The 19,269-nt window shown below is 68.3% G+C and carries 15 protein-coding genes and 1 tRNA gene; 8 read left to right on the top strand and 8 right to left on the bottom strand.

From position 1 onward, the window contains the following. Positions 1-10 precede the first annotated feature (10 nt). The 4 genes from ACWDRB_RS05330 to polA form a co-directional block, all read right to left on the bottom strand. Positions 11-1,549, bottom strand: a complete 1,539-nt coding sequence (locus ACWDRB_RS05330; protein WP_449891928.1) for an alpha/beta fold hydrolase — start codon at positions 1,547-1,549, stop codon at positions 11-13. 653 nt (positions 1,550-2,202) lie between these two features. Next, positions 2,203-3,693, bottom strand: a complete 1,491-nt coding sequence (gene rpsA / locus ACWDRB_RS05325) for a 30S ribosomal protein S1 (RefSeq protein ID WP_363963826.1) — start codon at positions 3,691-3,693, stop codon at positions 2,203-2,205. A gap of 192 nt (positions 3,694-3,885) precedes the next feature. Beyond that, positions 3,886-4,980, bottom strand: coding sequence for a polysaccharide deacetylase family protein (locus ACWDRB_RS05320; RefSeq protein WP_397366108.1), 1,095 nt, complete (start codon positions 4,978-4,980; stop codon positions 3,886-3,888). A gap of 56 nt (positions 4,981-5,036) precedes the next feature. Next, complete coding sequence (gene polA, locus ACWDRB_RS05315) at positions 5,037-7,727, bottom strand: DNA polymerase I (protein WP_449891927.1); 2,691 nt, start codon at positions 7,725-7,727, stop codon at positions 5,037-5,039. Positions 7,728-7,858: 131 nt separating this feature from the next. On the opposite strand from polA, the gene ACWDRB_RS05310 reads away from it, so the two are divergent. From ACWDRB_RS05310 to ACWDRB_RS05285, 6 genes are all read left to right on the top strand, one after another. Beyond that, positions 7,859-8,203 carry a PaaI family thioesterase gene (locus tag ACWDRB_RS05310; RefSeq protein ID WP_192794325.1) on the top strand — a complete coding sequence of 115 codons (345 nt, stop codon included), beginning with the start codon at positions 7,859-7,861 and terminating at the stop codon, positions 8,201-8,203. 385 nt (positions 8,204-8,588) lie between these two features. Then, a complete protein-coding gene (locus ACWDRB_RS05305; protein ID WP_449891926.1) occupies positions 8,589-9,875 on the top strand; it encodes a branched-chain amino acid ABC transporter permease in 1,287 nt (428 codons plus the stop codon). A gap of 16 nt (positions 9,876-9,891) precedes the next feature. After that, positions 9,892-10,890, top strand: a complete 999-nt coding sequence (locus ACWDRB_RS05300) for a branched-chain amino acid ABC transporter permease (protein WP_355191854.1) — start codon at positions 9,892-9,894, stop codon at positions 10,888-10,890. Next, positions 10,880-11,818, top strand: coding sequence for an ABC transporter ATP-binding protein (locus ACWDRB_RS05295; protein WP_449891925.1), 939 nt, complete (start codon positions 10,880-10,882; stop codon positions 11,816-11,818). Before ACWDRB_RS05300 ends, ACWDRB_RS05295 begins: the two co-directional genes overlap by 11 nt. Further along, the gene (locus tag ACWDRB_RS05290) at positions 11,815-12,606 is read left to right on the top strand and encodes an ABC transporter ATP-binding protein (protein ID WP_387831325.1); all 792 of its coding nucleotides are present in this window, start codon (positions 11,815-11,817) and stop codon (positions 12,604-12,606) included. Before ACWDRB_RS05295 ends, ACWDRB_RS05290 begins: the two co-directional genes overlap by 4 nt. 87 nt (positions 12,607-12,693) lie before the next feature. After that, positions 12,694-13,068 (top strand): hypothetical protein, encoded by a 375-nt coding sequence (locus tag ACWDRB_RS05285; RefSeq protein WP_355191850.1) that lies wholly within the window; start codon positions 12,694-12,696, stop codon positions 13,066-13,068. A 54-nt stretch (positions 13,069-13,122) separates the two neighbouring features. On the opposite strand, the gene ACWDRB_RS05280 is transcribed toward ACWDRB_RS05285, so the two are convergent. Then, positions 13,123-14,424 carry an ABC transporter substrate-binding protein gene (locus ACWDRB_RS05280; RefSeq protein WP_449891924.1) on the bottom strand — a complete coding sequence of 434 codons (1,302 nt, stop codon included), beginning with the start codon at positions 14,422-14,424 and terminating at the stop codon, positions 13,123-13,125. Between the two features lie 188 nt (positions 14,425-14,612). Here ACWDRB_RS05280 and ACWDRB_RS05275 point away from each other — a divergent pair, with 188 nt between their 5' ends. Then, entirely contained in the window at positions 14,613-15,455 is an 843-nt protein-coding gene (locus ACWDRB_RS05275) for a hypothetical protein (RefSeq protein WP_449891923.1), read from the top strand. Between the two features lie 3 nt (positions 15,456-15,458). Here the strand turns inward: ACWDRB_RS05275 and ACWDRB_RS05270 are convergent, their stop codons facing one another. The 3 genes from ACWDRB_RS05270 to ACWDRB_RS05260 all read right to left on the bottom strand — a co-directional run bounded on the left by ACWDRB_RS05270 (position 15,459) and on the right by ACWDRB_RS05260 (position 19,070). Beyond that, a complete protein-coding gene (locus tag ACWDRB_RS05270; RefSeq protein WP_364263982.1) occupies positions 15,459-16,763 on the bottom strand; it encodes an ABC transporter substrate-binding protein in 1,305 nt (434 codons plus the stop codon). A 228-nt stretch (positions 16,764-16,991) separates the two neighbouring features. Next, entirely contained in the window at positions 16,992-18,332 is a 1,341-nt protein-coding gene (locus tag ACWDRB_RS05265) for an ABC transporter substrate-binding protein (RefSeq protein WP_449891922.1), read from the bottom strand. A gap of 153 nt (positions 18,333-18,485) precedes the next feature. Then, positions 18,486-19,070 (bottom strand): ANTAR domain-containing response regulator, encoded by a 585-nt coding sequence (locus ACWDRB_RS05260; RefSeq protein WP_363963804.1) that lies wholly within the window; start codon positions 19,068-19,070, stop codon positions 18,486-18,488. Between the two features lie 95 nt (positions 19,071-19,165). Here ACWDRB_RS05260 and ACWDRB_RS05255 point away from each other — a divergent pair. After that, a tRNA-Leu gene (locus tag ACWDRB_RS05255) sits at positions 19,166-19,238 on the top strand. Positions 19,239-19,269 lie beyond the last annotated feature (31 nt).

Here is a 19,269-nt window from a genome sequence, read left to right as displayed (position 1 = left end):
CGTCCGCTCCTCACGGATACATGCCCGCCGTGAGCTCGCCGGGGCACTCGGTGCCCTCCTGCGGCAGCGTCCCGTTGACGAGGTAGTCGTGCACGTGCGTGCGCAGGCAGGTGGCGCGGAGCCTGCTGACCCCTTGGAGCAGGTACGCGTCGGGCCCGTCGCCGTGCGACAGCACGACCGCCCCGGGGATGTGCCCCACGGGCCGGGCACCGGTGTCCAGCCGGCCGATCCCGACCAGGACCGTGGGGCCGTGACGGGGGTCCGGCACGTTCGGGGGCCAGCTCGGGGCGCCCTTGCGCGGCATGCCGAGGCATCGCGCGACCTCGTACCGGCCGCTCACCCATCCCACGCGCGGCGCCACCTCGCGCAGATGCGTCTCCATCGTGAGGAAGCGCCGGTAGGCGGGCACGGCGGGCATGAAGTCGTGGCACCACATGGCTCCCGACACGGTCGCGGGCGGCGCCGACGCGCTCACGGCGTCCGGCTTGGCTGCCTCGGAGGCCTGCTTGGCTGCCTCGGCGTCCGGCTTGATCGCCTCGGAGGCCTGCTTGGTCGCCTCGGACGCCCGCTTGGTCGCCTCGGAGGCCAACGCCGCCAGCCTGGTCGCGTCGCCCTCCCTGGCCTCGGACATGGCCCGGGCCAGCTCCGGCCAGCGCCCCGGCGCCAGCCCGGCGTGGACGGCCACCGCGAGGCGCCGGGAGTTCACCGTACGCCCGGGGCCCGCGTGCAGGGGCGTGCGGCGGGTCAGGGCGTCGTAGACCTCCACGGCGTCGGTGTCGGCGTCGCCGAGCGGGCACCCCAGGTGCCTGCGGCACCAGTCGCGGAAGGAGAACAGCTGCCGCTCGGCCGCCCGTGCCCGGTCGGCCAGCCGCTGCGCCAGGTCGGGCTCGGTGTGGTCGGGCCCGCCTTCGAGGTACATCCTCCCGGTCCGGTGCGGGAACAGCTCCATGTACGCCTGCCCGTACACGGCCCCGTAGGAGGAGCCGAAGTACCGCAGCCGGGGCTCCCCCAGCTCGGCGCGCAGGGCGTCGAGGTCGTGGGCGACCTGCCAGGACGTGAGCCCGTCGTAGGCGGGTCCGGCGGCGGCCCGGCAACTCCGGTCGTAGGCGGCGTTGTCGCGGGCGTAGGCGCGCCACCCGGCCCGTCCGGGGGCGAGGACGAGGCGCAGCGGGTCGGGCTGCGCCACCGCGCACTGAACGGCGGCCGCGCTCCCCCGGTCGCCGATCCCGCGCGGCTCGACCAGCACCACGTCGAACCACCTGGTCAGCTCGCTCACACCCTCCGGCCGGGCGCGCACGGCCTGGACGGTGGAGGCCGGGCCGGTGTTCACCACCAGGAAGCCGCGGCTGTGCTGCGGGTCCTGCGCGGGCATCCTCGCCAGGTCGATCTCGGTACGGGGGCCGTGCGGCCTGGCCCAGTCGACGGGCACGGACAGCTTGGCGCACTGCAACCCGTCGCCGCAGTCCTGCCACTGGGGAACGGCCGCGCCCTTCACCGCCGGCGAAGCGGCGGCCGCGGCCGCCAGCGCGGCTGCGGCAAGGATGATCACCCGCTGAACCATGCCCAACGCGTCGCCCCTGGGAATCGATCGTGGTGTCAACAGCGCAGGTCAGTCTGTCAGCGCCGATCGCCGCGGGCGGCGGGCTCGCCAACACCCAAGGTAAAATCTGCGACCCCCTCAACACCTCGCCCGAAACCCCCACGCCACACCCCCACGAGCCTCACCCATGACGCTGCCGGCCGACGGCACCGCATCGCACCACGCGCCCACCGTCGGCACCGCACACCAACAGCACGGCTGTGACGCCCCCGTGCGGGCCTCTGTGGCACGGTGCGAGCGGAGCGCCACGGTCCCGGTGTTCATCCACCGCCCTGGGTGCCGCGACGCGCACAGTGGCACTCACGGTGTCTCTCGCCCGGCGCCCAGATGCCCAGCGCCTCCCGCCCCGGCCCCGGAGGCCGGGCGCACGGACAGGCAGGCGCACGGACAAGCGGGCCCACCGGACAGCCGGGCGCGCGGAAGGCGGAATCCCCAACAGCGGGAGGTCGTGGTGCCGGGGGTGCGCGATGGCGAGGAGCGGGCACTGGGGCGGCGGCCGTCCCAAACCCCCCGGCGGTGGGGGCAGGCGTGCGGAAGGCCCCGCACCGCGAACGGTACGGGGCCTTCCGGAGTTAAGGCTGTGCCTCAGCCGGACCCGAAGGTCAGCTCTGGCCGCCCGCGAGCTTCTCGCGCAGAGCCGCGAGCGCCTCGTCCGAGGCGAGCGCGCCGCTGGCCGGAGCCGACGACGAGGAGGAGGAGCCGCCGGCCGGAGCCTGCGTCTCGCCGCTGTAGGACGAGGGAGCGGCCTCGCCGGCCTCCGCCTCGGCCTTGCGGGCCTCCTCGATCTGCTTCCGGTGAGCCTCGAAACGCGTCTGGGCCTCGGCGTACTGCCGCTCCCACTCCTCACGCTGCTTGTCGAAGCCCTCGAGCCACTCCCCGGTCTCCGGGTCGAAGCCCTCGGGGTAGATGTAGTTGCCCTGGTCGTCGTACGTGGCCGCCATGCCGTACAGGGTCGGGTCGAACTCGACCTCGGTCCCGACGCCCTCGTTGGCCTGCTTCAGCGAGAGGCTGATGCGGCGACGGTCGAGGTCGATGTCGATGATCTTGACAAAGATCTCGTCGCCGACCTGGACGACCTGCTCCGGGATCTCCACGTGGCGCTCGGCCAGCTCGGAGATGTGGACCAGGCCCTCGATGCCCTCCTCGACCCGGACGAACGCGCCGAACGGCACCAGCTTGGTGACGCGGCCCGGCACGACCTGGCCGATCTGGTGGGTGCGGGCGAACTGCTGCCACGGGTCTTCCTGGGTCGCCTTGAGCGACAGGGAGACGCGCTCGCGCTCCATGTCGACGTCGAGGACCTCGACCGTGACCTCCTGGCCGACCTCGACAACCTCGGAGGGGTGGTCGATGTGCTTCCAGGACAGCTCGGACACGTGGACCAGACCGTCGACCCCACCGAGGTCGACGAAGGCGCCGAAGTTGACGATCGAGGAGACGACGCCCTTGCGGACCTGACCCTTCTGGAGGGTGTTGAGGAACGTCTGGCGAACCTCGGACTGCGTCTGCTCGAGCCAGGCGCGGCGCGACAGAACCACGTTGTTGCGGTTCTTGTCGAGCTCGATGATCTTGGCTTCGAGCTCGCGGCCGACGTACGGCTGCAGGTCGCGGACGCGGCGCATCTCCACGAGGGACGCCGGCAGGAAGCCACGCAGGCCGATGTCGAGGATGAGACCACCCTTGACGACCTCGATGACGGTGCCGGTGACGATGCCGTCCTCGTCCTTGATCTTCTCGATCGTGCCCCAGGCGCGCTCGTACTGCGCGCGCTTCTTGGACAGGATCAGGCGGCCCTCTTTGTCCTCCTTCTGAAGGACCAGGGCTTCGACGTGCTCTCCAACTTCCACGACGTCAGCTGGGTCGACATCGTGCTTGATGGAAAGCTCGCGCGAGGGGATGACACCCTCGGTCTTGTAGCCGATATCGAGAAGAACCTCGTCTCGATCGACCTTGACGACGGTGCCCTCGACGATGTCGCCGTCGTTGAAGTACTTGATGGTCTCGTCGATCGCCGCGAGGAAGGCTTCCTCGGACCCGATGTCGTTGACCGCTACCTGCGGGGTGCTCGAGGTGGCCTCAGTGCTGGACGTCATGTGTGGAATTGCTCCGAACGCGGACAGGATGTCGATGTGGCGGATGCGCGGCAGGCCCTCTTCCGCATCAAGCCGAGGAATTACGACATCGACGTGACCGAGCGCGAGCCCGCTCCGTCTGAGGCGCGCGCGAGCCCACAGCGCAGCGATCAGCATATGAGACCATCGCCACGGGGTCAATCCGGGGAGCAATCAATACGCGTTGACCTGCAGTCCGCGCTTGGCGTCGATTTTACCTCGCAGTTTCTCCGGTATGGAGATGCGGGCCGGGTCGCCGTCGGAGACATAGCGCTCGCCGGGGTGCTTGTTCAGCCATTCCAGCCAGTACTGCGAGCACCACTTGCGGCACTCGCCCTTCTTGCCGTTGCTCTGGATGCGCTGGATGGCTCCCCGGTCGAATTTTTTCGCGTAGGGCGAAAGCGACGGCTCCGCGCCGGCGAGGAACACGCCGGCGAAATCATACCGGGTGCCGTCCCAAGACCCGGTACGGGCGAGCTTCTTCGGCCGGGGCATCGACCCGAACGGCAGGGCCATCGTCCGCGACTCCGGCACGCCGAGCTTCTTGAGCAGGCGTTCGAGCCGGACGATCTGCTCGCGGACCTTCTTCTTGCGCATCACGCGCAGGTTGGGGTGGTTCCAGGTGTGGTTGGCCACCTCGTACCCGTGGTCGACCAGCCACTTGACGGCGACCGCCTGGGACTCCCGGTCGGTCAGCCCGAACGGCTCCCTGTTGATCCAGAAGGTGGCGACCGGCCGGAACCCCGGGTATTTCCCGGCCACCTCCTGGAGGACGGCCACGGCCGTGCCGGCCTTGGGGTTGCCGTTCGCGTCGAGCGCGAAGTGGCTCGGGTGCCCGTCGTCGAACGTCAGCACGACCGGGAACTTCCCCGCCGGCACCTTGATGTCGCCGGTGACGAAGTCTCTGGCGGTGATCGGCACGTAGCCCTGCTTGGCCAGCTTCTCCAGCTCTTTCCTGAGCTGGTCGGGCGTCCTGTCGATCGAGGCCAGCCGCTTGGGGAGGATCCGGTGGTACATCAGGACCGGCACCAGCCCGGCCTCGTTGGCGTGCACCTGCCGGGCGAACTCGGGTGTGGCCACGACCCCGGGCGGCTCGCCCACCGGCGTCTGGCTCGGCGGTGCGACGCTGCCCTGGACCTTGGCCACGTCTTTCGGCTTGGCGTGCGGGCGCTGCTCGGACGGTAAGAGGCTCAGGCCGACGACGGCCACCGTTACCACCACCACGTTGGCGATGCCGATGGTCCGCGTGAGGGACGCTGAAATCCGCACAGAGCTCCTCGCCGCCTGGTGAAATTTCCTCCAGGTTAGTCGAAAAAGATGATCAGTCAGTGCCCGGCGTCCTCCCACGTACGCCCGACGCCGACGGAGACCTCCAGCGGGACGCGCAGGTGGTAGGCGGCGTTCATCTGGTCGCGCACGAGTTGCTTGAGCTGCTCCAGCTCCCCTGGCGCGACCTCGAAGACCAGCTCGTCGTGGACCTGCAGCAGCATCCTGGAGGCCAGCTTCTCCTCGCGGACGGCCTGGTGGACGTTGAGCATGGCGACCTTGATGATGTCGGCGGCCGAGCCCTGGATGGGGGCGTTGAGCGCCATCCGCTCGGCCATCTCGCGGCGCTGGCGGTTGTCGCTGGTGAGGTCGGGCAGGTAGCGGCGGCGACCCATGATCGTCTCGGTGTAGCCGTCGGTGCGCGCCTGCTGGACGATGGCCTGCAGGAAGTCGCGCACGCCGCCGAACTCGGTGAAGTATTCCTCCTTCAGCGCCCGCGCCTCCGCGACCGGGATGTTGAGCTGGCCGGACAGCCCGAAGTCGGACAGGCCGTAGGCCAGGCCGTAGTTCATGGCCTTGATGCGGGCCCGCAGCTCGCCGTCGATCTGCTCGGGCGGCAGGTTGAACACGCGCGCGGCGGTGGCCTGGTGGAAGTCGTGGCCCGACTCGAACGCCGCGATCAGCGACTCGTCGCCCGACAGGTGGGCCATGATGCGCAGCTCGATCTGGCTGTAGTCGGCCGTCAGCAGCGTCTCGTAGCCCTCGCCGACCACGAAGCCCTGCCGGATGCGGCGGCCCTCGGCGGTGCGGATCGGGATGTTCTGCAGGTTGGGCTTCTCGGAGGACAGGCGGCCGGTGGCGGCGATGATCTGGTTGAACGTGGTGTGGATGCGCCCGTCGTCGGAGATCTCCTTGATCAGGCCCTCGACGGTGGTGCGCAGCTTCTGCTGGTCGCGGTGGCGCAGCATGATCGTCGGCAGCTCGTGCTCGGTCTGCGTGGCCAGCCAGGCGAGCTGGTCGGCGTCGGTGCTGTAGCCGGTCTTGATCTTCTTCGTCTTGGGGAGGTTGAGCCGGACGAAGAGGATCTCCTGCAGCTGCTTGGGCGAGCCCAGGTTGAACTGCTCGCCGACGGAGCGGTGGGCCTCCTCCACGGCGTGCTTGACCGCGGCCCCGAACTCGGCCTCCAGGCCCGTGAAGTATTGGCCGTCGACGGCGATGCCCGCCCGCTCCAGCTCGGCCAGCACGGTCAGCAGGGGCAGCTCGACGTCGGCCAGGAGCTGGGTGCCGCCGCGCCCGGCCAGGAAGGTCTCCAGGGAGTCGGCCAGCTCTCGCACGGCGTGGGCGCGCAGCGCGAGGTCCTTGGCCGGGGCGTCCTCGTCGTCGCCGAACAGCGCGGCCTGCCCGTTGGACTCCTCCTCGGCCCGCAGGTCGCGGTGGAGGTAGCGCCTGGCGAGGTCCTCGAGCGCGAACGTGCGCTGCCCCGGCATCGCCAGGTAGGCCGCCAGCGCGGTGTCGCAGCTCAGGCCGCGCAGGTCCAGGCCCTGCGCCCAGAGCGCCAGGATGGGCCCCTTGGCGTCGTGGACGGCCTTGGGGCGGCTCTCGTCGCCCAGCCAGGCCCGCAGGGCCGCCTCGTCGGCCTCGGTGAGCTTGACGGGGTCGATGTGGGCGGCGGTGCCGTCGGGCGAGGCGACGGCGATGGCGTCGATGCGGCCGGTGCCGCTGCCGTAGGCGCCCTTGAAGGCCAGCCCGGCCCGGCCCGCGGGCATCGCCGACAGCCAGCCGGCCACCCGATCGGGGCCGAGCAGCACGGTCTCGACCTCGAAGCCCTGCTCGGGCTCCTGCTCGCCGCTGCCGAGCACCTTGAAGACGCGCTCGCGCAGCTCGCCGCGGATCTGCAGGGAGTCGAACAGCTTGTTGATCTCCTCGCGGTCCCACGCGCCCTGCGTGAGGTCGCCGAGGTCGACGTCGAGCGAGACGTCGCGCAGCAGCTCGGTGAGGCGCCGGTTCATCAGCACCTGGGCGACGTGCTCGCGCAGCTTGTCGCCGACCTTGCCCTTGACCTCGTCGACCCGGTCGACCAGCGCGGTCAGCGAGCCGAACTCGCGCACCCACTTGGCGGCGGTCTTCTCGCCCACGCTCGGGATGCTCAGGAGGTTGTCGCTGGGGTCGCCGCGCAGGGCGGCGAAGTCGGGGTACTGCTCCGGCGTCAGGCCGTACTTCTCGACCACGGCATCCGGGGTGAACCTGGTCATGTCGCTGATGCCGCGCCGGGTCATCAGGACGGTGACGTGCTCGTCGACCAGCTGCAGCGCGTCGCGGTCGCCGGTGACGATCAGCACGTCCATGCCCTCCCCGGCCGCGCGGGTGGCGAGCGTGGCGATGAGGTCGTCGGCCTCGAAGCCCGCCTTGGACAGGTGCGGGATGCGCAGGATGTCGAGCAGCTCGTAGATGAGCTGCATCTGACCGCGGAAGTCCTCCGGCGTCTCGCTCCGGTTGGCCTTGTACTCGGAGTAGGCCTCGTGGCGGAACGTCGGCTCCGACCTGTCGAAGGCCACCGCCACGTGGGTCGGCTGCTCGTCGCGCAGGACGTTGGTCAGCATCGAGGTGAACCCGTAGACCGCCTCGGTGTGCTGACCATCGGTGGTCATCAGGTTGGCGTCCTTGAGCGCGTAAAAAGCGCGGTAGGCCAGGGAATGCCCGTCAAGCAGCAACAGGCGCGGGCGGCTGGGGGTCACTTCACTCTTCGGCACACACGCAGCCTAGTCTGCGTCTGCGACAGAAAACCTGAGCTCGGAAGAGTGGAGACGTCCCTTTGACGCAGACCAACCCCCTGGACTTCTCGGTGCTCGGCGCCGTGCACGAGGGCACGCTGGCCGACCGCATGGGCATCGAGTTCCTCGAGGCCGGCCCCGAGCGGGTCGTGGGCCGCATGCCGGTCGCGGGCAACACCCAGCCCTACGGTCTGCTGCACGGCGGGGCCTCGGCGGTGCTGGCCGAGACGCTGGGCTCGGTGGCCGCCGCCATCCACGCGGGCCCCGAACGCATCGCCGTGGGCATCGAGATCAACGCCACCCACCACCGCTCGGCGACCGCCGGGCACGTCACAGGCGTGGCGACCAGGCTGCACGGCGGCCGGACGCTGGCGACGTACGGCATCGAGATCACCGACGAGCAGGGAAAACTCGTGTGCACCTCTCGTCTCACGTGCATGTTGCGCGACAGGTGAAACTCCTGTCCCTTTGCGCGCCGCGCCCGTAGGTCGATACGGTGGTCCGAACGCGAGCCCGCGGGGTGGCCCAGTAGAAAACGTGTGCGGCCGGGGAAGCCCTACACGGTCCCAAAGGCCGCCCGCGCGGGCTCGTCCACGTTTACGGCGATCGTTACGGATTCGTTCGCCGACCCGCCAGGCGTCTACTGCGATTTAGCCCCTGACCTGGCTTGTTGTTTGCTCACATCAGCGACACACACATGTCACTAATTGGTGACGAACGATACTGAACCGGGCGTCACCAGAATAAGCTCCCGCCACAGCATCCCAGTTGTGCCTGCGATGCGCGCGTGTCGAGATGGAGGGGTTACAACCCCGCCTTGACCTACTTGAGGGAGCACCATTGCGCAGAGCCGTGATCGCGTTCACGGCCTTCCTGGGTGGACTCGTCTTCCTGCTGGCCAGCCCCGCTCACGCGGGGCCCGCCGATTGCCAGGGACTGAGGGGAACACTCAAACTCCAAGGCCAGCCAGTGAACGGCGCCAAAATCGCCGTGACCACCGAGAGCGGACAACCCGTTAAGGAGGTCACGAGCAACGCACAAGGCACTTGGGACGTTCCGGTCGACAAGCCCGGTAAGTACAAGGTCACCTTGGATGTCAGCAGTCTTCCGCAGAACGCGGAGGTGCGCGGCGGCAACAATGTCCGCACGCCGACCGTCTTCGAGGGCAACTGCTCGACCGTCCTGTTCGCCCTCCAGGCCAAGGGCGCTCCCGGGCAGCAGCAGGAGAGCGGCGGCGAGAGCTCGTTCTGGACGACGGCCGCGCAGCTGACCTTCGAGGGCCTGAACCTCGGCCTGATCATCGCCCTGGCGGCGCTCGGTCTGTCGCTCATCTACGGCACGACCGGCCTGACCAACTTCGCCCACGGCGAGCTGGTCACGCTCGGCGCGATCCTCGCCTACGCGTTCAACGTGGGCTTCGGGCTGCATATCATCCCGGCCGCCATCATCGCGGTCGTGGTCGGCGGCATGCTCGGTTACCTACAGGACCGCCTGTTCTGGGGCCAGCTGCGCAGGCGCGGCACCGGCACCATCGCCATGATGATCATCTCGATCGGCGTGGCGCTCTTCCTGCGGTACGTGTTCCTGATCTTCTTCGGCGGCCAGAACGAGGCCTTCGCCCAGTACACGGCCCAGCCCGGCATCCAGGTCGGCCCCATCACGGCCGCGCCCAAGAACTTCGTCGCCATGGGCATCGAGCTCGCGGTCCTGATCATCGTCGGCCTGGCCCTGATGCGCACCCGCACCGGCAAGGCGGCCCGCGCCGTGGCCGACAACCCCGCGCTCGCGGCCTCGTCCGGCATCAACGTCGACCAGGTCATCCGGATCATCTGGACCACGGGCGGCGCCATCGCCGCGCTGGCGGGCATCATGCTCGGCCTGTCGCAGAGCCTCAAATACACCATGGGCCAGGACATCCTGCTGCTCATCTTCGCCGGTGTGACGCTCGGCGGGCTCGGCACCGCGTTCGGCGCGCTGGTCGGCTCCTTGGTGGTGGGCCTGTTCATCCAGGTCTCCACCCTGTGGGTGCCGCCGGAGCTCAAGAGCGTCGGCGCGCTGGGCGTACTCATCATCGTGCTCCTCGTCCGGCCACAGGGCATCCTGGGCCGCCGCGAGCGGATCGGCTGATCGGGGGAGGATCAGAATGGACTGGATCACGATCATCAGCACCACCCTCAAGTCCGCCATCGGCGTGGACACGGTGCTGTACGCCCTCGCGGCCATCGGCATCAACATCCACTTCGGCTACACGGGCCTGCTCAACTTCGGTCAGGCCGCGTTCATGGGCGTGGCCGGCTACGGCCTGGCGGTCACCGTCACCGTCATGGGCCTGCCGTTCTGGATCGGCATCATCGTCGGCCTCGCCGCCGCCGTGCTGCTGGCGATCCTCATGGGCATCCCGACGCTGCAGCTGCGCGCCGACTATCTGGCCATCGTCACCATCGCGGCGGCCGAGATCATCAGGCTCGTCTTCCGCTCGGTGGCCTTCAAGTCGGTCTTCGGCGGCTCCGACGGCCAGCGCGGCTTCTCCGACGGCTTCTACGCCCTCAACCCGTTCTCCGAGGGGGACTACGGCTTCAACCTCGGCCCGGTGCCGATCTTCTTCAACAACCGGGTCCTGTGGGTGATGGTCGTCGGCTGGGCGCTGATCGCCATCTGCTGCGGCATCGTCTACCTGCTCATGAAGAGCCCGTGGGGCCGCGTGCTCAAGGCCATCCGCGAGGACGAGGACGCCGTGCGCAGCCTCGGCAAGAGCGTCTTCTCGTACAAGATGCAGTCGCTCATCCTGGGCGGCGTCATCGGCTCGCTCGGCGGCTTCATCTACGGCCTGGCCTTCGCCTCCGTGCAGCCGGACGTCTTCGGCACCGAGACGACCTTCTACGTCTACACCATGGTCATCCTCGGCGGCGCGGCCCGGGTGCTCGGCCCGGTCGTCGGCTCGATGATCTTCTGGGTGCTGCTGGTCTTCATCTACGGTGTGCTCACCGAGGCGGTCGGCGCCGGGTACATCACCTTCATGGACACCAACCAGGTGGGCGCTTTCCGCTACATCATCGTGGGTCTTGGCCTCATCCTGTTGCTCGTCTTCCGGCCACAGGGCGTCTTCGGTGACAAGAGGGAGATAGCAATCGATGCACGCTGAAACCACTACCACCGAGCGCAAGGCGGCCGCCCTGGCGGCGTTCAAGGACCTGGCGCGCGATCCCGGCGTGCCCAAGCCCGACCCCATCCTCGTGGTGGACAACGTCGTGCGCCGCTTCGGCGGCCTGACCGCGGTCGAGGTCGGCCACGTCGAGATCCAGCGCGGTTCCATCACCGCGCTGATCGGCCCCAACGGCGCCGGCAAGACCACGTTCTTCAACCAGCTCACCGGGTTCGACACGGCCGACTCCGGCTCGTGGACGTTCAACGGGAAGTCCATGAACGGCGTGCCCGCGCACAAGGTGGCCCGCGCCGGCATGGTGCGCACGTTCCAGCTCACCAAGGCGCTGTCCCGGCTGACGGTCATGGAGAACATGCGCCTGGGCGCCCAGCAGCAGAAGGGGGAGAGCTTCTTCCGCGCGCTCATCCCGAGCCTGTGGCGCGGCCAGGAGGACGAGATCACGGTACGGGCCGAGGACCTGCTGGAGCGGTTCAAGCTCGACGCCAAGCGCGAGGACTTCGCCGGATCCCTGTCGGGCGGCCAGCGCAAGCTGCTGGAGATGGCCCGCGCGCTCATGGTCCAGCCCGAGCTGGTCATGCTCGACGAGCCCATGGCCGGGGTCAACCCGGCGCTGACGCAGTCGCTGCTCGGCCACGTCAAGGACCTGCGCGAGCAGGGCATGACGGTGCTGTTCGTGGAGCACGACATGGACATGGTCCGCGACATCAGCGACTGGGTGATCGTCATGGCGCAGGGCGCGGTCATCGCCGAGGGCCCGCCCTCGACGATCATGTCCGACGAGCGCGTGATCGACGCCTACCTGGGCGCCCACCACGACGCGCCGCTCTCGGAGACCGAGCTGGAGGCCCAGCTTCACGAGGCCGAGGCGGCGCTGGAGGCCGAGATCGAAGAGGAGACGCAGAAGTGACCGTCCCTGAGCCGGCCCAGTCGAAGGCGGCCGTCACCGACCGCGGCGACCACCTGGCAGGCGCCGAGGACGCCGTGCTGAGGTGCGACGAGCTGATCGCCGGCTACCTGCCGGGCGTCAACATCCTCAACGGCTCCGACCTCTACGTCAAAGAGGGCGAGCTGATCGGCATCATCGGCCCCAACGGCGCCGGCAAGTCGACCCTGCTCAAGGCCATGTTCGGGCTGGTCACCATCCGCAGCGGCACCGTGCTGCTCAAGGGTGAGGACATCACGAACATGAAGGCGCACTCGCTGGTCGCCCGCGGCGTCGGCTACGTGCCGCAGACCAACAACGTCTTCCCCAGCCTCACCATCGAGGAGAACCTCGAGATGGGCGCCTTCCAGGTGCCGGGGAAGTTCAAGGAGCGCTTCGAGTTCGTGGCCGAGCTGTTCCCCGCGCTCAAGGAGCGGCGCAAGCAGCGCGCCGGCTCCCTGTCCGGCGGTGAGCGGCAGATGGTCGCGATGGCCAGGGCCCTCATGACGGAGCCGTCCGTGCTCCTGCTCGACGAGCCGTCGGCGGGCCTGTCTCCGAAGCTGCAGGACCTGGTGTTCATCCAGGCCCAGCAGATCAACAAGGCGGGCGTGACGGTGATCATGGTGGAGCAGAACGCGCGGCGCTGCCTGCAGATCTGCCACCGCGGCTACGTCCTCGACCAGGGCCGCAACGCCTACACCGGCACCGGGCGGCAGCTCGCCAACGACCCCAAGGTCATCGAGCTGTACCTCGGCACGCTGGCCAAGGCGTAAGACGATCGAGAACGGCGAAGGGGCTCCCATGGGCCCCTTCGCCGTTCTTTAATGTGCGTTGTGAAACGTTTAGCGACAGTCGCGCTCATGCTTCCCGTCCTGCTCGTCGGCTGCCAGGGCAACGCCTCGTCCGCGTCCAAATACAGCACCGGCGGCGATCCCACCGACAGCCCCTGCGCCCGCGTGGTCTCGGCCATCGGGTACGCCAACCTCATGCTGAAGCCGAAGGGTCAGGAGGACCGGCAATATTTCGAGGACGCCGTGATCGGCCGCCTGGCGGAGCTGCGCGGGATCACGCTGGAGTTCGGCGACCGGCTGCCCGACTCGCTGAAGGGCGCCGTACAGACGATCAAGACCACGACCGCCGGGCTGTCCAGGAACGACGTGCCCCGGGAGCGGCAGGTGGCGCTGCTCAAGCAGTACCGCGTGGCCGCCGACCAGATCGTGGCGGGCTGCAAGTAACGACGAGAAGGGCCCGGCCATGACGGCCGGGCCCTTCCGTGTGAGGCGGCGTTACTAGCCGGCGATGTTGCCGGTGCGGTACTCGAGTGCCTTGGTGGCGTACTTGTTGTTGGCGCCGTACTGGTAGATGCCGATGGTGGCCACGGACGGGTCACCGGCCTCGTTGAACTCGACCGGGCCGCTGACGCCCTCGTAGTCGATGTCCTTGCCGGCCTTCAGCAGGTCCACGCACTCCTTGAAGCTCTTGCACTTCTCGCCGCCCTTGCTCACCTCGGCGAGCTTGGCCGCGATGTCCGTGCCGGCGTCGCTCTTGGCGGCCTCGGCGGCCAGCGCGATCAGGTTGGCGGCGTCGTAGGACTCGGGGGCGTAGCTGAAGTCCTGGAGCTTGGGGTCGACGGCCAGGAGCTTCTTCTCGAACTCCTCGGGGGCCGCGGCACCCGGGATCGTGCCCTTGACGCCGTCGAGCGTGCCCTTGGGCATCTTCACGTAGTTCGTGTTGGACGTGTTGCCGTCCACCATGTACCACTTGTGTTTGCTGGCGGGCAGGCCCTGCTTGACCAGCTCGGCCACGACCTTCGCGGTCTCCTCGAACCCGATCAGCACGATGCCCTTGGGGTTCTTGGCCTTGATCTTGGCCACGTCGGCGGAGAAGTCGGCCGCCTTCGGGTCGTAGTCGACGCGCTCGACGACCTCGCCACCGCCGTCGGTGACGGTCTTCTGGACCTGGTCGGCCAGACCCGTGCCGTAGGAGTCCTGCATGGCCAGGATGCCCACCGTGTCGTTGCCGTCGGCCACCACGAGGTCACCCAGCACGCGCCCCTGCAGCTTGTCGGGCGGCGAGGTACGGAAGTACAGGCCCTTGTCGTTGATCGTGGTGAACTTGTCCGAGGTGTTGGCCGGCGAGAAGTGCACCACGCCCGCACCCGTGATCTTGTCGATCACCGACTCCGAAACCGACGACGACGCGGCGCCGATGATGGCGTCGGCCTTCTGCGCCAGCAGCTTGTCCACCGACTGCGAGGCGATGTTGGTGGTGGTGTCACCCGAGTCGGTGTCGTACTTGGTGATCGGCTTGCCGAGCACGCCACCGGCCTCGTTGATCTCCTTGACGGCGGCGTCGACTCCCGCGATCTCGGGCGGGCCGAGGAAGGCCAGCGAACCGGTCTGGGGCAGCAGGGTGCCGATGGTGAGAGTGCCATCGCCCTTCGCCGCGGCGGGCGCCGACGACGACGGCGCGGCGGCAGACTCTGACGTCTGCGTGGCGGTGTTGCCGCCGCCACCGCCGCAGGCTGTCAGGGCGAGGCTGGTGGCAGCCACGACAGCCAGCGCCCGCCCCACGGGAGCAATGCGGATCATGAAGTGTCTCCTTCATTTCCAGGCCGGGATCGGTCAGCACCGCCGAGCGTTCCCGAACGAATGCAGGAAACGTATAAAACTGCTGCGTGCTCCAACCAGATGCACTGGGGAACTGTCGGCACTTGGATGCGGAGTCGTAATCAGTCCTCAACTTACGGACCTGGGCAAGCGCGCTTAATCTGCATCGAGTGAAGCGCTTTACGGTTCCCCTCGCCATGGTGCTCCTCCTCGCCGGTTGCGCCGCCTCCGAACGGCCTTCGCCGCCGCCCGCGACGCCCCCGGCGGGCGTGTCCGTCTCACTGGCGCAATGGCGTTCGGACGAGCCCGTGCACGCGCTGGAAGTGGCCGTCCGCAATACCACGGACACACCGGTCTATTTCGCCGACGTCCAGCTGGTCACGCCGTCATTCAGAACCCTGCCGGCGCAACGGACCGACGCCACCCTCAAGAAGACCGAGCGGACGGACCTGCGCATCACGTACGGGCCCGCCAACTGCCTCCCCCAGGGGCTGCCCGAGGTCCAGCCGGCCACGGTCGTGGCGCACGTCAGCACCGGCTCCGAGCAGCCGCGCAAGGTGGTCTTCAACGTCCCCCACCCCGACCCGCTGCTGGCCAGGCTGCTGCGCGACGAGTGCTCGGAGTTCCTGATCAAGGAGGCGGCGGACATCGAGTTCGGCCCCGAGTGGAAGGACGCCGACAAGGCCATGCGGGGCAACCTGGTGATCACCCGGCGCGGGAACGGCGCCGTCACCGTCAACGACATGGGCGGGACCACCCACTTCATCGTCACGCCCGAGCACCGGCCCCTGGGCGTGCTGGCCGCCGGTCGGCAGCGGCTGGAGGTGCCGATCGCGCTCACCCCCGGCCGCTGCGACCCCCACGCGTTCGCCGAGGCCAAGAAGGCCTTCCTGTTCCCCGTGCGGGCCAGCATCGACGGGGGTCAGGAGCGCGTGGTCATCGTGGTGCCGCCCAAGCCGCTGCAGGACCGCCTCATCCCCTGGGCGATGAAGACGTGCGGCCTGGGCGGCTGAGGGTCAGCCCTCGATCTTGCCGGTGCGGTACTCCAGCGCCTTGCCGGGGTACTTGTTGTCGTCCCCGTACTGGTAGACGCCGATCGTGGCCACCGCCGGGTCACCGGCGTCGTTGAACTCGACCGGGCCGCTGAGGCCGTCGTAGTCGATGTCCTTGCCGGCCTTGAGCAGGTCGACGCACTCCTTGAAGCTCTTGCACTTCTCGCCGCCCTTGCTCACCTCGGGCAGCTTGGCGGCGATGGACGCGCCGGAGTCGTCCTTGGCCGCCTCGGCGGCGAGGGCGATCAGGTTCGCCGCGTCGTACGACTCGGCCGCGTACGTGAAGTCGCTCAGCTTGGGGCTGAGCTCGACGAGCTTCTTCCTGAACTCCTCGGGCGCCTCGGCGCCCGGGATGGTGCCCTTGACGCCCTTGAGCGTGCCCTTGGGCATCTTCTGGTAGTTGGTGTTCGACATGTTGCCGTCCACCATGTACCACTTGTACTTGTCCGTCGTCAGGCCCTGCTTGACCAGCTCGGCCACGACCTTGGCGCCCTCCTCGAAGCCGATCAGCACGATCGCCTTCGGGTTCTTCGCCTTGATCTTGGCCACGTCGGCGGAGAAGTCGGCCGCCTTCGGGTCGTAGTCGACCCGCTCCACGACGCTGGCGCCGGCCTCCTCGGCGGTCTTGGTGACCTGGTCGGCCAGGCCGGAGCCGTAGGAGTCCTGCATGGCCAGGATGCCGATGGTGTCGTTGCCGTCGGCGGCGATCAGGTCGCCGAGCACGCGACCCTGGAGCTTGTCCGGCGGCGCCGTACGGAAGTACAGGCCCTTGTCGCTGATCGTGGTGAACTTGTCGGAGGTGTTGGCCGGCGAGAACTGCACCACGCCCGCACCCGTGATCTTGTCGATGATCGACTCCGACACCGACGACGACGCGGCGCCGATGATGGCGTCGGCCTTCTGGGCCAGCAGCTTGTCCACCGACTGCGAGGCGATGTTCGTGCTCGTGTCACCCGAGTCCGTGTGGACCTTGGTGATCGGCTTGCCGAGCACGCCGCCGGCCTCGTTGATCTCCTTGACGGCCTGGTCCACGCCGGCGAACTCGGGCGGGCCGAGGAACGCGAGCGAGCCCGTCTGCGGCAGCACGGTGCCGAGGGTCAGCGTGCCGTCGCCCTTCGCCGCGGGCGCCGAGGAGGCCGCCGTGGACGGGGCCGCCGACTCGGACTGCTTCGCGGCCGTGTCGCCGCCGCCACCGCCACAGGCCGTCAGAGCCAGGCTCGCCGCGGCCGCGACGGCCAGCACGCGCCCCGTTGGAGCAATGCGGATCATAAAAGAGACTCCCCCTATCTCAACGAAGGAACGATCACCTTCGCTGGGTTTTCCGAGCTCAGCATGCCTGTTCGAACAGGTGATGGGGAGTTCTTACGCGGCTTTTATGCGGATTCGTAATGTCACAAACACTGATGGTAATGATGTGTTTCGTGTGAGTTACGGTCCTGTCAGACACGACACACCCCAGATCCGGAAATTTCCGGATCTGGGGTGTCATGGGCGCTCTCAGCCCGCGATGTTGCCCTGGCGATATTCGACCGCCTTCGCCGCGTCGAACTTGTTGTCCGCCCCGTACTGGTAGACCCCGATCGTCGCCACCGACGGGTCGCCCACCTCGTTGAAGTCGACCGGCCCGCTGACACCCTCGTAGTCGATGTCCTTACCGGCCTTCAGCAGGTCCACGCACTCCTTGAAACCGGTGCACTTCTCGCCGGACTTGCTCACGGCCACCAGGTTCGCCGCGATGGCCGCCCCCGAGTCGTCCTTGGCCACCTCGGCCGCCAGCGCGATCAGCATCACCGCGTCGTACGACTCCGCCGCGTACGTGAACTCGGTCAGCTTGGGATTGACCGCCAGCAGCTTCTTCTGGAACGCCTCGGGCGCAGCCGCGCCGGGCAGCGTGCCCTTGACGTCCTTGAGCGTGCCCTTCGGAGCCCTGACGAAGTTGGTGTTCGACATGTTGCCGTCCACCATGTACCACTTGTGCCTGTCCGCCGTCAGGCCCTGCTTGACCAGCTCCGCCACGACCTTCGCGGTCTCCTCGAACCCGATCAGCACGATGCCCTTCGGATTCTTCGCCTTGATCCTCGCCACGTCCGCGGAGAAGTCGGCCGCCTTCGGGTCGTAGTCCACCCGCTCCACGACCTCGCCACCGCCATCGGTGATCGTCTTCTGCACCTGATCCGCCAGACCCGTGCCGTACGAGTCCTGCATGGCCAGGATGCCCACCGTGTCGTTGCCGTCGCCCACCACCAGGTCACCCAGCACCCGGCCCTGCAGCTTGTCCGGCGGCGCCGTACGGAAATAGAGCCCCCGGTCGTTGATCGTGGTGAACTTGTCCGACGTGTTCGCCGGCGAGAACTGCACGACCCCCGCCCGGGTGATCTTGTCGATGATCGACTCCGACACCGACGACGACGCCGCACCCACGATCGCGTCCACCTTCTGCGTCAGCAGCTTGTCGGCCGACTGCGAGGCGATGTTCGTGGTGGTGTCACCCGAGTCCGTGTCGTACTTGGTGACCGGCTTGCCGAGCACCCCGCCCGCCTCGTTCACCTCCTTGAGCGCCAGGTTCGCACCCGTGAACATGGGCGGGCCCAGATACGCGAGCGAACCCGTCTGCGGCAGCACCGTGCCGATCGTCAGCGTGCCGTCCCCCTTCTTCGCGGCCCCGGCCGAGGAGGACGAAGCCGAGGCGGACCCGGCGGGGGCGGCGGACGTGCCTCCGCCCGAACACGCGACCAGCACCAGACACGCCGCCGCGACGGCGACCGGCAAGCGGGCGGCGACGAGCACGGGTACGCGGATCGCTGTGGCGGCGACCGGCGCGCGGGAAATACGGATCATCGAAAGCGTCTCCGTTCGAGATGAGCGGACCTTCCGTCCGCCCATCAGTTACGCGCCGGGACACCTCCCACGAAAAGCACTCGAAGCCGGTTGGATGCCCACTCGTGACCACACCACAACCCACCGGCCCAAAAGACTTGATATAGGCCTTTTTCAGCCCCGCTCGGCCGCGTCATCTATAACGATCTGAGCAACCTCACGCATGCTCAACCGCCGATCCATCGACGCCTTCTGGATCCACCTGAACGCCTGCGGCTCACTCCAGCCGTGCTGCGTCATCAGCTGACCCTTGGCCCGCTCCACCAGCTTCCTGGTCTCCAGCCGCTCCGACAGGCTCGACACCTCGGACGCCAGCGCCACCATCTCCTCGTGCCTGCTGACCGCCATCTCGATCGCCGGCACCAGATCCGCCTTCGTGAACGGCTTGACCAGATAGGCCATCGCCCCCGCGTCCCTGGCCCGCTCGACCAGGTCACGCTGGGAGAACGCGGTCAGGATCAGGCACGGGGCGATCCGCTCGGCCGCGATCCGCTCGGCCGCCGAGATGCCGTCGAGCACGGGCATCTTCACGTCCAGGATCACGAGGTCCGGCCTCAGCTCGGCGGCCAGCCGGATCGCCTGCTCACCGTCCCCGGCCTCGCCCACGACGACGTAGCCGTCCTCCTGGAGCATCTCCTTGAGGTCGAGGCGGATCAGGGCCTCGTCTTCCGCGATCACTACTCGCCGCTGCGTACTCACGAGCAGAAGAGTACCGATGTCCGGTACATTAGAGCCACGCTGGCGGTCGGCAGGCGATCTAGCTCGGCGCTAGGATGCACCATAAATCCGGAAATGCCCCGGTATTCCAACGGCAGAGAAGATGGCCTCAAAATCCATTCAGTGTGGGTTCGAATCCCACCCGGGGCACTGACCAACCGCTCGGTTCTCTCCGCCGGGC

The sequence above is a fragment of the Nonomuraea sp. NPDC003707 genome (genome assembly GCF_053587055.1).
This window is presented reverse-complemented; position numbering and strand designations above follow the sequence as displayed.

Coding starts and splice junctions, on each gene's coding strand:
- rpsA (WP_363963826.1), bottom strand. CDS start 3,693: ATGACGTCCAGCACTGAGGCCACCTCGAGCACCCCGCAGGTAGCGGTC.
- ACWDRB_RS05310 (WP_192794325.1), top strand. CDS start 7,859: ATGGGCATCGAGTTCCTCGAGGCCGGCCCCGAGCGGGTCGTGGGCCGC.
- ACWDRB_RS05300 (WP_355191854.1), top strand. CDS start 9,892: ATGGACTGGATCACGATCATCAGCACCACCCTCAAGTCCGCCATCGGC.
- ACWDRB_RS05295 (WP_449891925.1), top strand. CDS start 10,880: ATGCACGCTGAAACCACTACCACCGAGCGCAAGGCGGCCGCCCTGGCG.
- ACWDRB_RS05285 (WP_355191850.1), top strand. CDS start 12,694: ATGCTTCCCGTCCTGCTCGTCGGCTGCCAGGGCAACGCCTCGTCCGCG.
- ACWDRB_RS05280 (WP_449891924.1), bottom strand. CDS start 14,424: ATGATCCGCATTGCTCCCGTGGGGCGGGCGCTGGCTGTCGTGGCTGCC.
- ACWDRB_RS05270 (WP_364263982.1), bottom strand. CDS start 16,763: ATGATCCGCATTGCTCCAACGGGGCGCGTGCTGGCCGTCGCGGCCGCG.
- ACWDRB_RS05265 (WP_449891922.1), bottom strand. CDS start 18,332: ATGATCCGTATTTCCCGCGCGCCGGTCGCCGCCACAGCGATCCGCGTA.